Source organism: Corallococcus sp. RDP092CA, assembly GCF_041903675.1.
GTDB lineage: Bacteria > Myxococcota > Myxococcia > Myxococcales > Myxococcaceae > Corallococcus.
Genome location: NZ_JAYESI010000013.1, coordinates 91,482 through 106,416, shown reverse-complemented (window position 1 = coordinate 106,416; position 14,935 = coordinate 91,482). Strand labels below are relative to the sequence as shown.

Sequence of the window (14,935 nt, the reverse complement as noted above, 5' to 3'; positions counted from 1 at the left end):
TCCCCACGGCGACCGTCCAGGGGAGCGCCGCCAGGACGGCGGCCGTGGCAGACTCCCTGGCCGCATGTGGAACTGGGTTCACCAGCTCTCGGAGTGGGCACGGGGGGACGCGCCGTTCGCCGTCGTGACGGTGACGGAGTGCAAGGGCAGCACGCCCGCGGCCCCCGGCGCGAAGCTGCTGGTGCGCGCGGACGGCACCTTCCACGGCACCATCGGCGGCGGCCACCTGGAGCAGCTGGTGCTCCAGGACGCCCGCGCCTGCCTGGCCAGGGGCGAGGCGCGCACGTTCCGCTATCCGCTGGGCGCGAGGCTGGGCCAGTGCTGTGGAGGGGTCGTGGACGTCTTCGTCGAGCCCGTCAATCACGGGCCGCAGCTCTATCTCTTCGGCGCGGGCCACGTGGGGCAGGCGCTGTGCCGCATCCTGGAGGGCACCCCGTTCCGCGTGCACCTGGTGGACGAGCGCGCCGAGTGGGTCCACTCCCCGCTCGTGCCCGCGGGCGTGGTGCGTCATGAGGAGGCGTGGGACGACTTCGCGCCGCGCGCGGCCTGGGACGAGCGGCGCACCTACGTGGCGGTGATGACGCACCGCCACGACGTGGATCAGGACATCATCGCCTTCGCCATCCAGCGGCCGGCCCGCTACATCGGCCTCATCGGCAGCGACACCAAGTGGGCCCGCTTCCGGCAGCGGCTGGAGGCGAAGGGGGTGCCCGCCGGGCAGGTGGCCCGCGTCCAGTGCCCCATGGGGCTGCCCATCGGCGGGAAGTCACCACAGGAGGTGGCCGTGAGCATCGCGGCCGGGCTGCTCCAGCTCCACCATGGACCTGCCCAGGGGCTGGCCCCGGAAGCAGGCGCTCAGCCGCCGCCCGAGCCCCTGCTATCCTCCGGGGAATGAGCACCCCCTTCGAGTTCCGGCTCAACGGACAGCCGGTCCGCGTGGACGACGCGTCGTCCAACACCACCCTGCTGGACTACCTGCGCGCGCGCGGGTTGACGGGCACGAAGCAGGGCTGCGCCGAGGGCGACTGCGGCGCGTGCACCGTGGCGATGGTGGACCGGGACACGCGCGGGCAGAGGACGTTGCGCGCGTTCAACAGCTGCATCGCGCTGGTGCCCATGGTGGCCGGGCGCGAGCTCATCACCGTGGAGGGCGTGGGCAGCCGCGCCGCGCCGCACCCCGTCCAGCAGGCGATGGTGAAGCACTACGGCTCACAGTGCGGCTTCTGCACGCCGGGCTTCGTCGTCTCCATGGTGGAGGCCTACTGTCGCAGGGACGCGGGCTCGCCGGAGGCGGTGGCGGATCAGCTCTGCGGCAACATCTGCCGCTGCACCGGCTACCGCCCCATCCGCGACGCGATGATGGACGCGCTCGCCCTCCGCGACGCGAAGGGCGCCGGCCCCGGACTGCCCTGCGTCTCGCTGGAGGGGCCGCCCTCCCCCACCCCGCCCCTGCGCTACGAGGCCCGCGACGGGCTGTTCCTGCGCCCCACCACCTGGGAGGACCTGCTCGCGCTGCGCGCCCTGCACCCGGAGGCGATGCTCGTGGCCGGCGCCACCGAGCTGGGCGTGGACATCACCAAGAAGGCCCGCCGCTACCCGTTCCTCATCTCGACCGAGGGCGTGGAGGCCCTGCGCGCCATCCGCCGCGAGGAGGACGGCTGGTACGTGGGCGGCGCCGCGTCGCTGGTGGACGTGGAGGACGCGCTGGGCCACGAGGTGCCGGAGCTGGCGAAGATGCTCAACGTCTTCGCCTCGCGGCAGATCCGTCAACGCGCCACGCTGGCGGGCAACCTGGTGACGGCGTCGCCCATCGGGGACACGGCGCCGGTGCTGCTGGCGCTGGACGCGCGGCTGGTGCTCGCGTCCGCGCGCGGCGAGCGGACGGTGGCGCTGTCGGACTTCTTCCTCGCCTACCGCAAGACGGCGCTCCAGCCGGACGAGGTCGTCCGCTTCATCGTCATCCCCCACGCCCCGGCGAAGGACAGCGGGCTGACGCGCCACTCGGACAGCTTCAAGGTGTCCAAGCGCCGCGAGCTGGACATCAGCATCGTCGCGGCGGGCTTCTGTATCGAGACGGACGCGCAGGGCGTCGTGCGCACCGCCCGGCTGGGCTACGGCGGCGTCGCGGCCACCCCGTCGCGAGCGAGGCAGACGGAGGCCCTGCTCGTGGGCCACCCGTGGAACGCGGAGGCCGTGGAACGCGTGCGCGCCACGCTGGAGCGCGAGTTCACGCCCCTCACGGACCTGCGCGGCAGCGCGGACTACCGCCGCGGGCTGGTGGTGTCGCTGCTGGAGAAGTTCGCCTCCGGCGCGCGCAGCCCCGTGCTGGACGGACGCCCCCGGTTCGCCCCGGGCGCGCCCTCCGCCACGGCGGACGCCGGCCGCGCGCTGCGCCATGAGAGCGCGCTGGGCCACGTGACGGGCAGCGCGCAGTACGTGGACGACCTCGCGCAGCGCCGCCCCATGCTGACGGTGTGGCCGGTGCTGTCGCCGCACGCGCACGCGCGCATCCTCCGCCGCGACGCCAGCGCCGCGCTGAAGGTGCCCGGCGTGGTGAAGGTGCTGCTCGCCGAGGACATCCCGGGCATGAACGACACGGGCCCCATCCGCCACGACGAGCCGCTGCTCGCGAAGGAGGAGGTGCGCTTCCACTCGCAGGTGGTGGCGCTCGTCGTCGGCGAGACGCCCGAGGCCTGCCGCGAGGGCGCCCGGCAGGTGGTGGTGGACTACGAGCCCCTGCCCGCGGTGCTCACGCTGGCCGAGGCCCTCGAGCAGGGCAGCTTCCACACCGACCCGCACGTCATCCGCCGGGGCGACGTGGACAGCGCGCTCGCCTCCAGCCCGAACCGGCTGTCCGGCGAGCTGACCCTGGGCGGCCAGGAGCACTTCTACCTGGAGACGCACGCGGCCTTCGCGGAGGTGGGCGAGGACGGCGACGTCACGGTGACGTCCTCCACGCAGCACCCGTCGGAAGTGCAGGCCATCCTCTCGCACGTGCTGCACCTGCCCCGGAGCCGCGTGGTGGTGAAGGCGCCCCGCATGGGCGGCGGCTTCGGCGGCAAGGAGACGCAGGGCAACGCGCCCGCGGCGCTGGTGGCGCTGGCGGCGGTGCACACGGGCCGGCCGGTGAAGTGGATGCTGGACCGCGACGTGGACATGGTCGTCACGGGCAAGCGCCACCCGTTCCACGCGGCCTGGGAGGTGGGCTTCGACGCCACGGGGCGGCTGCTCGCGCTCAAGGCGGACCTCACGTCCAACGGCGGCTGGTCCCTGGACCTGTCCGAGTCCATCACCGACCGCGCCCTCTTCCACCTGGACAACGGCTACTACGTGCCGGCGGTGCGCTACTCCGGCCGCGTGGCGAAGACGCACCGGGTGTCCAACACGGCGTTCCGCGGCTTCGGGGGCCCCCAGGGCATGCTGGTGATGGAGGACATCCTGGCGCGCATCGCGAGCACCCTGGGCCTGGCGCCCGAGGCCGTGCGCCAGCGCAACCTCTACGACGGCGTGGGCGAGACGAACACCACGCACTACGGCCAGGAGCTGGAGGACAACCGGCTGCCGAAGCTGTGGAACGACCTCCTGGAGTCCTCCGACTTCGCGAGGCGCCGCGCGGAGGTGGCTGCCTTCAACGCGGCCAGCCCCCGCATCAAGCGCGGCCTGGCCATCACGCCCATGAAGTTCGGCATCTCCTTCACCGCCACCTTCCTCAACCAGGCGGGCGCGCTGGTGCACGTGTACCGCGACGGCTCCGTGCTGCTGTCGCACGGCGGCACGGAGATGGGCCAGGGGCTGCACACCAAGATTCAAGGCGTGGCCATGCGCGAGCTGGGCCTGCCCGCGGAGCTGGTGCGCGTGGCGCAGACGGCCACGGACAAGGTGCCCAACACGTCCGCGACGGCGGCCTCCAGCGGCTCGGACCTCAACGGCGCGGCGGTGCGCGAGGCCTGCATCCAGGTGCGCGAGCGGCTGGCCCCGGTGGCCGCGCGGATGCTGGTCCAGCTGCACGGGCAGGCGGTGTCGCCGGACGCGCTGGTGTTCGCGGGCGGGCGCATCGCGGCGGCGGCGCGGCCGGACCAGGGGCTGGACTTCGCGGCGGTGGTGGAGGAGGCCTACCGCGACCGCGTGGGCCTGTCCGTCACGGGCTACTACCGCACGCCGGGCATCGGCTACGACCGGGAGAAGGGCCGGGGCAGGCCGTTCCTCTACTTCGCCTACGGCGCGGCGGTGAGCGAGGTGGAGGTGGACGGCGACACGGGCATGAAGCGCGTGCTGCGCTCGGACCTGCTGGAGGACGTGGGTGACTCGCTCAACCCCGGCGTGGACCGGGGCCAGGTGGAGGGCGGCTTCGTGCAGGGCATGGGGTGGCTCACCGGCGAGGAGCTGAAGTGGGACGCGAGCGGCCGGCTGCTCACGCACTCCGCCAGCACCTACGCGGTGCCCGCCTTCAGCGACGCGCCCATCGACCTGCGCGTGGCGTTCGTGGAGCGGGCCGGGCAGCAGGGCACCATCCACGGCAGCAAGGCCGTGGGCGAGCCGCCGCTGATGCTGGCCCTGTCCGTGCGCGAGGCGCTGCGCGACGCGGTGGCCGCCTTCGGAGCGCCGGGCGGCGACGTGGCGCTGCCCTCGCCCGCCACGCACGAGGCCCTCTTCCTGGCCATCCAGCGGCGCAAGGCGCGGGGCGCGGGGCTCCCGGCCCCGGACGAAGCGCGCGAGGTGGCGTGAGGCGGGTGCGGCAACATGCCACGGCATGCCCGCGCCCCCGGTGCGCTAGACGGAGGCACCTTCCAAGGATGAAACCCATGCGCACCCTGCTCCGCTCCCGCCTCCTCCTCCCGCTGGCCCTCGTGGGCGCGCTCGGCTGTGGGGAGGACGAACCCCAGACGCCCGAGGTGCTGACGGTGGACCTCCCCGTCGTCGCCCGCGTGGGCGCGGAGCCGTTCGCGTGCGGCCAGACGTACACGAACGTCGGGACGACGGGGACGACCTACGAGCCCATGGACTTCCGGGTGTACGTGCACGACGTGCGGCTGGTGACGCGGGGCGGGCAGGAGGTGCCCGTGACGCTGACCGAGGACGGCACGTGGCAGCACTCGGGCGTGGTGCTCCTGGACTTCGCGAACAAGGACGGCCTGTGCACGCAGGGCACGGCGGGCATGAACGCGTCCATCCGGGGCACGGTGCCCCAGGGTGACTACACGGGCCTGCGCTTCACGCTGGGCGTGCCGGAGGACCTGAACCACGGCGACCCGACGACGCTGGGCGCCCCGCTGGGGGACATGAGCCTGCACTGGAGCTGGCAGAGCGGCTTCGTCTTCGCCCACATCGAGGGCCGGACGCAGGGCCTGCCCCAGCACGTCCTGCACCTGGGCAGCACGTCCTGCGCGCCGCCGCCCGAGGGCCAGACGCAGGGCACCGCCGGGTGCGACAACCCCAACCGTCCGGAGTTCCACCTGGAGGGCTTCGACGTGACGAAGGGCCGCGTGGTGATGGACCTGGGCGCGCTCTTCGCGGGCTCCGACCTGGACGCGAACGCCCCCAGCACGGCCGCGGGCTGCATGTCGTCGCCCACCGACGCGGACTGCGGTCCCCTCTTCCAGCGCCTGGGCCTGGGCTTCGGCAGCCAGGCGGCGGACCCTGCCGCGCAGACCTTCATCCGGGCCGAATAGGAGACGTCCGACGTGGCACGAGCACGAGCGTGGAAGGCGCTGGCGACGGCGGCGCTGCTGGCCGCGGGCTGCGCGGATCCCTCGGGGCCCCCCGAGGAGTCCACGCCCTACGACTGGAGGCTGCCGGCGGGCTTCCCCACGCCGCGCGTGCCGGAGGACAACCCCATGTCGGAGGCGAAGGTCCAGCTGGGCCGGCGCCTCTTCTACGACAAGCGCCTGTCGCTGAACGGCACGCAGTCCTGCGCCTCCTGCCATGAGCAGGCCCGGGCCTTCACGGACGGCCGCGTGCACGCGGTGGGCAGCACGGGCCAGGCGCACCGCCGCAACGCGCAGGGCCTGGCGAACGTGGCGTACGCGACGAGCCTCACCTGGGCCAACTCCGCGCTCACCTCGCTGGAGGCCCAGGCGCTGGTGCCGCTGTTCGGCCGCGAGCCGGTGGAGCTGGGGTTCGGGGACGACCAGGAGGTGTTGCTGGAGCGGCTGCGCGCGGATCCGGACCTGGCGGCGCGCTTCGCGGAGGCGTTCCCGAACGAGGCCACGCCGGTGTCGCTGGCCACGCTGACGCGGGCCCTGGCGGCGTTCGAGCGGTCCCTGCTGTCGGGCACGTCCGCGTATGACCGCTACCTGTACGGCAAGGAGGTGGACGCGCTGAGCCCCGCGGCGAAGCGGGGCCTGCAGTTGTTCCTGTCCGAGCGCCTGGAGTGCGACCACTGCCACTCCGGCTTCAACTTCCAGGACGCGACCGTGCACGAGCAGACGCCGGAGCCGGTGCTGCCGTACCACAACACGGGGCTCTACAACGAGGATGGGCAGGGCGCCTATCCGCTCGGGGATCCAGGCCTCATCGAGCTCACGGGCCGCCCGGAGGACATGGGGCGCTTCAAGGCGCCGTCGCTGCGCAACGTGGCCGTCACCGCGCCGTACATGCACGACGGCAGCGTGGCGACGCTCTCCGACGTGTTGGACCACTACGCGGCGGGAGGCCGGGCGACGGCCGCGAACGGCGGACAGCCGAGCCCCCTGCAGAGCGCCTTCGTGCGCGGCTTCGAGCTGACGCCCGAGGAGAAGGCGGACGTCATCGCGTTCCTGGAGTCGCTCACGGACACGGCGTTCCTGACCGACCCGCGCTTCGCGGACCCGGCCACCGCGCCCTGAGCCGGCCTCGTGGCCGGCTGGGCTCCAGCCGGCCACCCCATGCCGCGAGGCGGGCCCGACCTGGAGCGCGGTGGGCAGCGCCGCGCCCCCTGAAGCCCGCCCTACCGCGAGGGCGGCTTGAGGTCGTCCGGCAACCGCTCCAGCGGCGGACGCTCCAGCGCCCCCGGCCGCTCCACCCCGGACGCCGTGCCCGCGTCCTCCACGACAGCGCCCGCGTCCGTCTGCTCCGGGGGCGGCGACGAGGGCTTGTCCGAACAGCCGGCGAGAACGCCGACACACAACACGAAGAGCCAGTGGCGCATGATCGCGGTCTCCCGTGCGGGCCTAGTACTTCACCCAGATGACCGTGCCCGGGTGGATCTGGGTGAGCGCGGTGACGCCGGGCTCCTTCTCAATGAGCGCCTGCGTGGCGGGGTTGAAGCTGTACGCCTGCGCGCCGGACCAGACGATGAGCGCGTCCTTGAACACGGTCAGGTCGTGCACGTGCTCCTCCACCGTGTACTGGTTCCAGCCCGGCAGCCGCGAGGGAAGCAGGTAGAGCGACGGCGCCGGGTTCTCCGAGGGCGCCGTGCCCGCGTCCCCGTCGTGGTCGTGCTCCCCGCCCTCGGTGCCCGTCCACTCCACCACCGACTCCGCGCCCGCCGGCGTGCGGCACGTCTGCGTCGTGGGGAAGAACAGCGTGGTGAACGGCCTCGAGGGCAGCTTCATGCGCAGCCCCAGGCGGAAGAAGTGCGTGTCCGCCGCCCGCACCTCCCCCGTCCGCGTCCACGTCACCGCCGTCACGTTGCCGGAGGCATCCTTCTCCACCTCGGCCCTGCCGAACACCGAGTCCACCGGGCGCACGTTCGTCACCCCCTCCGGAAGCTGGACCCGCATCTGGTACGTGTCCGCGCCGTCGCAGCCGTGGCTCACCGTGACGTCCGCGTCGAAGGTCGCCCCCGCGTACGGAGGCGTGGCCCCCGACACCGCCGCGTGCGCGTAGACGGTGGAGGACAGCAGCGAACCCGCGACGACGCACAGCGGCCTCAGGAAGGACTTCATCGGATGACTCCAGGAAGAAAGGAGCATCCCGGATATCAGCCCTCCGCGGAGCGAACGCTGCGGTCATTTGTCGCAGCGCCCGCGTCAGCCCTCCTCACGGCAGCTGGATGCGCCCCGGGGCGTGCTGGGCGCCCTGCTCGGTGTGGCAGGTGTTGCAGTCCCCGTTGCTCTGCGGCGTGCTCATCCTCCGCGACGTGCCCTCCGGCCCCACCAGCCGTGCCCGGTACGGCATGGGGAAGGAGGGCTGGAGCGTCGTGGACGTGAAGTTGCCCGCGGAGTTCGGCACCAGCGTGAGCCGCACCTGGTCCTCCATGTCCAGGATCTCCACCTTCACGCTCGACGGCTCCCGCAGCCGCGCCTCACACCCGTCCGCCTCGTGGAGCGTCGGGAACACCGTGCCCATGAAGAAGTACGCCACGTGGGGCGCCTCCACCAGGTGGCAGCTCCGGCAGGCGAGGCCGGGCGCCATGGAGGCCCCGGTGCCGCTCGCCTCGGACCAGAAGCTCCCGCTCGCGCACGTCGTCGGCGCGGGCCCGGCGGGGAGGCTGCCGCAGGTCCCCGCGGGCATCCCCGCCTCCAGCCACTCCGTGAGCAGCGCCCGCTCCGCCTCCGGCATGGGCGGCTCGGAGGCCGGCGGCATCGGAGACGCCGCGTCCTCCAGCCGCGCCAGGCTGCGCTGCCCCACGCTGCGCTGAGGCTCGACCGTCGAGGCCCGCTGGAAGTCGGAGCGCGCCAGCAGCGCCATGGGGGCGAACGCCTTCGCGGGCGTCGCGTGGCAGGACGCGCAGCGCTCCGCGATCACCGCCTGGACGTCACAGGGCAGGCTGTCCGGGCCCGGGTCCACCACGCCCGCGTCCACCACCACCGCCATGGCCGGCTCCGCGGAGCAGCCCAACGCGCCGCACCAGAGCAGCGCCGTCCACGTCCACCGCGTCACCTCACGACCTGATCCCAGCATGGCTCTCACGCGCCCTCCCGGGCGGCGTCTACCACGCGCGTCCAGGGCCCCCCGTGCGGCAAGAGCGCGCAGGGACATGTCGGACCCACCCCGTATCCTCCTCAAACACTCTCCAGACAAATCCAAGGAATCCTATTTTCGCCTGCAATTCACAGACACAGACACGATTCACGGAGCGTCATGGTGTTGGGAGGGGCCAGCGGGGGTGGACCCATACACTCCGCGTGTTCCCGTCGCATGATCCGATGTGTCACGTTTAGACGGTCGCCGCGCGCCATTTCCCGCGAACAGGGGAGGTCCCCGGGTTTCCGACCTTGGGGGTCATTTGAATGTGCCCCTGTTCGCGATGAAGTGACCGCCGGCCCAGACGCTCTCCGAATTCCGTCACCATGAAATCCGCCCCCTGCTCCTCGCCTGATTCACGAGCCCCCGCCGTGCCCGAGGCCCGGCATGGCTCCAATGTGGGTGGGGGGGGATTGCTAGCGCACGCGCCAGGCGATACATGCGCGAGACAACGCCCCTTCACGGCGGGTGCTGTTTGCGACTGACCTCTTGAAACCCTGTCTCGCCGGGAGACCGCCGCCCCCGGCCCCTGAATCCGCGTCTCCGTGCCCCCCGTGCACGGAACACCCCGCCTCCCAGGAGTCGCGTCGATGTCCATTGGAACCCTGCCCGGTTCTTCCCCGGCCCCCGACTTTGCTTTTTCCACCCTGGTTGAATTGCTGCGCGTCCGCGCGAGCACCCAGGGAGACCGCCGCGGTTTTACGTTCCTGCTGGACGGCGAGACGGACGAAGCGCACCTGACCTACGCGGAGCTGGATCAGAAGGCCCGCGCCATCGCGGCGGCGCTCCAGGCGCGCGGCGCCCAGGGGCAGCGGGCGCTGCTCCTGTACCCGCCCGGGCTGGACTACATCGCCGGGTTCTTCGGCTGTCTGTACGCGGGCGTCATCGCCGTCCCCATCTACCCGCCGGACCCCATGCGCCTGGCGCGCACGCTGCCGCGCCTGCTGGCCATCAGCCAGGACGCGCAGGCCACCATCGCCCTCACCACCGACTTCATCTACGGCATGGGGGAGATGCTCTTCGAGCAGGCGCCGGAGCTGCGGGAGCTGCACTGGATCGCCACGGACACGCTGGACGCGGAGGTCGCCGAAGGCTGGAAGGACCCCGGCGTGGCGACGGACACGCGGGTGTTCCTCCAGTACACGTCCGGCTCCACGTCGTCGCCCAAGGGCGTGGTGCTGACGCACGGCAACCTGCTGCACAACTCGAAGCTGATCCACTCGTGCTTCGGGCACTCGGACAGGAGCCAGGGCGTCATCTGGCTGCCGCCGTACCACGACATGGGGCTCATCGGCGGCATCCTCCAGCCGCTGTATGGCGGCTTCCCGGTGACGCTGTTCTCGCCGGTGGACTTCCTCAAGCGCCCCATGCGCTGGCTGGAGGCCATCTCCCGCTACAAGGCCACCACGAGCGGCGGCCCCAACTTCGCGTTCGACCTGTGCGTGCGCAAGTCCACGCCGGAGGAGCGGGCGAAGCTGGACCTGAGCCAGTGGGACCTGGCCTTCAACGGCGCGGAGCCCATCATGCCGGAGACGCTCCGGCGCTTCGCGGAGGCGTTCGGGCCGCAGGGCTTCCGCTCGGAGGCCATCTACCCGTGCTACGGGCTCGCGGAGGGCACGCTCATCGCCTCGGGCGGTGACAAGCGCGAGCTGCCGGTGCAGCGCACCGTGGACGCGGGCGCGCTGAAGGAGAACCGCGTGGTGGCGAAGGAGGCGGCGAGCCCCGGCGCCCAGACGCTGGTGGGCTCCGGCCGCAACCTCGCGGATCAGCGCCTGGTCATCGCGCATCCGGAGACGGGCGCGCCGCTGCCGGCGGGCCAGGTGGGCGAGATCCGCGTCGCCGGGCCCAGCATCGCGCAGGGCTACTGGGGCCGCGAGGAGCAGACGCGGGCCACCTTCCAGCAGCCGCTGGCCGGCACGGGGGACCCGACGCCGTTCCTGCGCACGGGCGACCTGGGCTTCCTCGCGGACGGCGAGCTGTTCGTCACGGGCCGCCTGAAGGACCTGATCATCATCCGCGGGCGCAACCACTACCCGCAGGACATCGAGCGCACGGTGGAGTCCGCCCACCCCGCCATCCGCCCCGGCTGCACGGCGGCGTTCTCCATCGAGCAGGACGACGAGGAGCGCCTGGTCGTCGTGACGGAGGTGGACCGCCGCGCGGTGGAGCGCGACGGCGTGGACCTGGACGCGCTGGCGCAGGGCATCCGGCAGGCCGTCGCGGCCGGGCACGACCTCCAGGCCCAGGGCGTGGTGCTGCTGGGGCCCGGCGCCATCCCGAAGACGTCCAGCGGCAAGATCCAGCGCTTCGCCACCCGCGCGGAGTACGTCGCGGACACGCTGGAGGCGCTGCACAAGAGCGTCGTCGCCGCGGCGCCCGCCCCGGCGCCCGAGCCCGTGAAGGCGCCCGAGGCCACCGCGGAAGCCGCGCCCGTGGGCCCGGACACGAGCATGCTCCAGAAGATGCTGGCGGCGGTGCAGGACCCCACCGCGCGCCGGGCCATGGTGGCGGTGTTCCTCCAGGAGCAGGCCGCGCAGGTGCTGCGCCTGCCCACCGCGCAGGTGGACGCGCAGAAGCCGCTGCACGCCTACGGCGTGGACTCGCTGATGGCGGTGGACTTCAAGAGCGCGGTGGACGCGGGGCTGGGCATCGACCTGCCGCTGTCGGACGTGCTCCAGGGCGTGTCGCTGTCGAAGCTGGCGGAGGTCGTGGTGACGCTGATGTCGGCGCCCCCGTCCCAGCGGGCGTCGAGCGCGGTGGCCGCCACGTCCGCCACCGGTGACGCGCCCCTGTCCGGCGGCCAGCAGGCGCTGTGGTTCATGCACCAGCTCGCGCCGGACAGCGCGGCCTACCACGTGCCCGTCGCGGTGCGCGTGCGCGCGGGGCTGGACGCCGCCGCGCTGAGGGGCGCCTTCGAGGCGCTGGTGGCCCGCCACCCCGCCCTGCGCACCACGTTCGTCATGGCGGCCACCGGCCCCGTGCAGCGCGTGCACGCGGAGCTGCCGCTGGACTTCGCCGCCACCGACGCGCGGGGCTGGAGCGACGCGCAGGTGGCGGAGCACCTGTCCGCCGAGGCCCGCCGCCCCTTCGACCTGGAGAAGGGGCCGCTGCTGCGCGTGCGGCTGGTGTCGCGGTCCGCGGAGGACCACGCGCTGCTCATCGCGATGCACCACATCGTCACCGACTTCTGGTCGCTGGCGGTGATGGCGGAGGAGCTGGACGCGCTCTACCCGGCGCTCAAGCTGGGCCAGCAGCCCGCGCTCTCGCGGCCCGCGCGCACCTACGCGGACTACGCGCGCTGGCAGGCGGAGATGCTCGCGGGCGCTCGCGGCCAGGCGCTGGAGAAGTACTGGCGCGAGCAGCTGTCCGGCACGCCGCCGGTGCTGGACCTGCCCACGGACCACCCGCGTCCCCCCGCGCAGACCTTCAACGGCCGCGTCCACACCACCCGGCTGGACGCGCACGTCACGAGCGCGGTGAAGGCGCTGGCGCGCGACCACGGCGCCACGCCGAACATGGTGCTCCAGACGGCGTTCCAGGTGCTGCTGCACCGCTACACCGGCCAGCAGGACTTCACGCTGGGCGTGGTGAGCGCGGGCCGCGGCCGCGCGGAGCTGGCGGGCATCACGGGCTACTTCGTCAACCCGCTGGTGGTGCGCACGCGGCCGGCCCCCACCCTGTCGTTCACGGACTACCTCGCCCAGACGCGCCAGACCATGCTGGGCGCGCTCGAGCACCAGGACTACCCCTTCAGCGCGCTGGTGGACCGGCTGCAGCCGGTGCGCGACCAGAGCCGCTCGCCGCTGTTTCAGGTGATGTTCGTCTACCAGCGCGCCTCCAAGCTGGACGAGCGCGGCCTCACGCCCTTCGCCCTGGACATCCCGGGCGCGAAGTCCACCGTGGCGGGCCTGCCCATCGAGTCGCTGGTGCTGTCGCACGGCGGCGCGCAGTTCGACCTCACGCTCACCATGGGCGAGGCGGACGGCGAGCTGGTGGCCTCCTTCGAGTACAACACCGACCTCTTCGAGGCCGACACCATCGAGCGCATGGCCGGGCACCTGGCCACGCTCCTGTCCGGCATCGCCGCGCAGCCGGGCCGCGCGCTCGCGGGCCTGCCGCTGCTCACGCCGGCCGAACAGCGGCAGCTCCTGGAGACCTGGAGGGGCCCGCGCGTGCCGCTCACGCAGGCGGACATGCTGCCCGCGCGCTTCGCGGCGCAGGTGGCGCGCACGCCGGACCACGTCGCGGTCCTCTTCAAGGACGCGCGGCTCACCTACCGCGAGCTGGAGGCGCGCGCGGGTCAGCTGGCCGCGTGGCTGCGCGGCGCGGGCGTGAAGCCGGGCGACGTCGTGGGCATCTGCCTGGAGCGCTCGGTGGAGACGCTGGTGTCCGTGCTGGCCGTGCTGGCCACGGGCGCGGCGTACGTGCCCATCGACCCGGCCTACCCCTCCGAGCGCGTGGCCTTCATCCTGGGCGACACGCAGGCGCCGGTGCTCCTCACCCAGTCCTGGCTCCAGCGCACGCTGCCCGCCGGCGCGTCCGCGCGCACGCTGTTCGTGGACCAGCCGCTGGACGGCGCGCTGTCCGCCGCGCCCGCCGCGGCCGTGGCGGCCGGGGACCTGGCGTGCCTCGTCTACACCTCCGGCTCCACCGGCCAGCCCAAGGGCGTGATGCTGGAGCACGGGGGCCTGGCGAACCTCGTCCGCTCGTTCGTGGAGTCCTACGCGCCCGGGGAGGCGGACCGGATGCTGCCGCTCACGTCGGTGGCCTCGGCCAGCTTCGTGGGGGAGATCCTCCCGCTCCTGTGCACGGGCGGCGCGCTGGTGCTGCCCACCGAGGAGGAGATCCTCGATCAGGAGAAGCTCTTCCAGCTCATCACCCGCCACACCGTCACCATCGTGAGCACGGTGCCCGCGGTCATCGCCGGGCTCAACGCGCGCCTGGAGCAGCTGCCGCCGCTCAAGCTGGTGCTCTCCGGCGGCGAGGCGCTGGTGGCCAGCGACGTGGAGAAGCTGCTCGCCGCCGTGCCGGTGGTGAACGGCTACGGCCTCACGGAGACCACCGTGTGCTCCACCTACCACCGCATGGCGGTGGAGGACCTCCAGGGCCACGCGTGGGTGCCCATCGGCCGGCCCGTCATCAACACGGACGTGTACGTGCTGGACGCGGAGCGCAACCTGCTGCCCGTGGGCGTCCCCGGCGAGCTGTACGTGGGCGGCCTGGGCGTGGCGCGCGGGTACTGGAAGCGGCCGGAGCTGACCTCCGAGCGCTTCATCGCCGACCCGTTCCACGCCGGCGAGCGCCTGTACCGCACGGGCGACCGCGCGCGCTGGCTGCCGGACGGAGTGCTCACGTTCCTGTCCCGCGCGGATGACCAGGTGAAGATCCGCGGCTTCCGCATCGAGCTGGGTGAGGTGGAGGCCGCCGTGCGCCGCCACCCGGCCGTGAAGGACGCGTTCCTGATGGCGCGCGAGGACTCGCCCGGCGACAGGCGCCTGGTGGCCTACGTGGTGCTGGGCGAGCCCGCGCCCACGCACTCGGACCTGAACACCTTCCTCGCGGAGGCGCTGCCGCCGTACATGCTGCCGTCCGCGTACGTGCCGCTGTCCGCGCTGCCCCTGTCGCCCAACGGCAAGGTGGACGCGAAGGCGCTGCCCGCGCCGGAAGGGGCGCGCCTCGCCTCCGGCGTCGCCTACGCCCAGCCGCAGAGCGCGGTGGAGCGCAGCGTGGCGGCCATCTGGCAGGCGGTGCTCAAGGTGGAGCGCGTCGGCCTCAACGACAACTTCTTCGAGCTGGGGGGCAACTCGCTGCTCATCGCGCAGGCCCACCGGCGGCTGCGCGAGGAGCTGGGCGCGGACCTCGCGCTGGTGGACATGTTCAAGTTCACCACGGTGAGCGCGCTGGCCCAGCACCTGGCGAACAAGGGCGAGGACTCGGGCGCGGCCGCCCAGAAGATCAAGGACGAGGCGGAGCGCCGCCGGGCCGCCCAGGCGCGGCGTCAGCAGGCGCGCGGCCGTGGCAAGTAACCAGCGACTTTCAGGCACACCCC

At 73.0% G+C, this 14,935-nt stretch carries 8 protein-coding genes; 5 read left to right on the top strand and 3 right to left on the bottom strand.

Translation table 11 applies throughout. From position 1 onward, the window contains the following. Window positions 1-64 precede the first annotated feature (64 nt). From xdhC to U8525_RS16415, 4 genes are all read left to right on the top strand, one after another. The gene (gene xdhC / locus U8525_RS16430) at window positions 65-895 is read left to right on the top strand and encodes a xanthine dehydrogenase accessory protein XdhC (protein WP_374266661.1); all 831 of its coding nucleotides are present in this window, start codon (window positions 65-67) and stop codon (window positions 893-895) included. After that, a complete protein-coding gene (xdhB, locus tag U8525_RS16425; RefSeq protein WP_374266659.1) occupies window positions 892-4,725 on the top strand; it encodes a xanthine dehydrogenase molybdopterin binding subunit in 3,834 nt (1,277 codons plus the stop codon). The genes xdhC and xdhB overlap by 4 nt, the downstream gene beginning before the upstream one ends. 77 nt (window positions 4,726-4,802) lie before the next feature. Then, window positions 4,803-5,669 carry an MbnP family copper-binding protein gene (locus U8525_RS16420; RefSeq protein ID WP_374266657.1) on the top strand — a complete coding sequence of 289 codons (867 nt, stop codon included), beginning with the start codon at window positions 4,803-4,805 and terminating at the stop codon, window positions 5,667-5,669. A 12-nt stretch (window positions 5,670-5,681) separates the two neighbouring features. Next, window positions 5,682-6,824, top strand: coding sequence for an MbnH family di-heme enzyme (locus U8525_RS16415; protein ID WP_374266655.1), 1,143 nt, complete (start codon window positions 5,682-5,684; stop codon window positions 6,822-6,824). A 101-nt stretch (window positions 6,825-6,925) separates the two neighbouring features. Here the strand turns inward: U8525_RS16415 and U8525_RS16410 are convergent, their stop codons facing one another. From U8525_RS16410 to U8525_RS16400, 3 genes are all read right to left on the bottom strand, one after another. Then, window positions 6,926-7,126, bottom strand: a complete 201-nt coding sequence (locus U8525_RS16410; protein WP_374266653.1) for a hypothetical protein — start codon at window positions 7,124-7,126, stop codon at window positions 6,926-6,928. Window positions 7,127-7,148: 22 nt separating this feature from the next. Further along, complete coding sequence (locus U8525_RS16405) at window positions 7,149-7,865, bottom strand: YcnI family protein (RefSeq protein ID WP_374266651.1); 717 nt, start codon at window positions 7,863-7,865, stop codon at window positions 7,149-7,151. A gap of 94 nt (window positions 7,866-7,959) precedes the next feature. Further along, window positions 7,960-8,832 (bottom strand): hypothetical protein, encoded by an 873-nt coding sequence (locus U8525_RS16400; RefSeq protein WP_374266649.1) that lies wholly within the window; start codon window positions 8,830-8,832, stop codon window positions 7,960-7,962. A gap of 644 nt (window positions 8,833-9,476) precedes the next feature. Between U8525_RS16400 and U8525_RS16395 the strand changes: the two genes are divergently transcribed. Beyond that, window positions 9,477-14,912, top strand: coding sequence for an amino acid adenylation domain-containing protein (locus tag U8525_RS16395; RefSeq protein ID WP_374266648.1), 5,436 nt, complete (start codon window positions 9,477-9,479; stop codon window positions 14,910-14,912). Window positions 14,913-14,935: the final 23 nt, after the last annotated feature.